The sequence below is a fragment of the Oleiphilus sp. HI0043 genome (assembly GCF_001634935.1).
The window spans coordinates 1-612 of the sequence record NZ_LWEY01001801.1 but is presented as its reverse complement, the minus strand read 5'-3'; the positions used below and the strand labels follow the sequence as shown (position 1 = coordinate 612).

The 612-nt window shown below is 44.1% G+C and carries 1 protein-coding gene; it reads right to left on the bottom strand.

Going from position 1 to position 612, the window contains the following annotated elements:
* Positions 1 to 43 precede the first annotated feature (43 nt).
* On the bottom strand, positions 44 to 612 hold a 569-nt coding region (ruvA, locus tag A3729_RS27750), incomplete at its 5' end, for a Holliday junction branch migration protein RuvA (protein WP_068634504.1).

The window sequence follows — 612 nt, the reverse complement described above, 5'->3', positions numbered from 1 at the left end:
AAGTTAAAAATATGTTAGACCTCGCCGACCTATAAGCCTGGTGCTACAACATTCCTTTTAGTGCAGCTTTAAGAAGAGACTCTAGGGTTTGCCCCTCATGACGCACTGATTTAATAGATTTCGCAGCATCTTGAGGCTTATAACCCAAGGAAATCAGCGCCGCTTCGGCTTCACCTTCGATATCGCTAACACGCGCTAGAGGCATATCAAGCTCAGAAATTGACACATCACCACCCTCAGGAACAAGGCCTTTAACCTTATCTCTCAGCTCTATCAACAACCTTTCGGCCGTTTTCTTGCCAATACCTGGTAGCTTCACCAACGTAGAAACATCATCATCAGCTACGCAGCGAGCTAAAGATGCACTATCTAAACCAGATAGAATAGTTATCCCCAACTTTGGACCAACACCGTTAACCTTTATGAGAACCCTGAACATGTCTCGGTCTTTCTTATTCAAGAAGCCATATAACAATTGAGCATCTTCGCGAACAACAAAATGAGTATATAGGCTCACGCTAGCGCCCGCCTCAGGCAAAGAAAAAGACGTAGAAATTGGTACCTCGACTTCATAACATATGCCCGACACATTTAATAAAACACTCTGGGCAC